The 455-nt window shown below is 50.8% G+C and carries 1 protein-coding gene; it reads right to left on the reverse strand.

The features are described 5' to 3' along the window. A partial coding sequence (locus AUR66_RS20905; protein ID WP_157533237.1) for a DUF1616 domain-containing protein occupies positions 1 to 455 on the reverse strand: 455 nt, incomplete at both ends.

Below are 455 nucleotides of genomic sequence, written 5' to 3' on the forward strand. Positions count from 1 at the left end.
AAGTACGTGAGGCGAAGTCGGTCGCCCGTCATCTGTGGGGATATTGTGTCTTCGGTTCGCCACGTGGAATTGTCTTCCACTGTTGGTGAATACCGAGTTAGCTCTGTTCGCTCAAGCACAGTCGTTGAGTTATTTGAGACCTCAACGCGTTGTAACTGCGAAACAACGGTATAATCAACAGGTTCGTTCTCGTGGTTCCCTATACCAACATAGAGTGATTTTGGCTCACCAACTGTGAATTCAGTTGGGTAGTCGTCTGCGACGAGCTCGCCAGATTCATTTTCTGTGAGTAAGTACAGCTCTGAGAACGATTCTCCCTGACCAGGGACAGCAACAGCATATCCCACCGACCCGACAGCGAGGATGATGCTGAATACGAGTATGACGTTCAGGGCCGCATCGGTCGTCGAACTTGGCTGAAAGAGCTCTGTTTTCGCCGCCGAGATCCACGAGAA

Source organism: Haloferax profundi (genome assembly GCF_001469865.1).
In the GTDB taxonomy this organism is placed as follows: domain Archaea; phylum Halobacteriota; class Halobacteria; order Halobacteriales; family Haloferacaceae; genus Haloferax; species Haloferax profundi.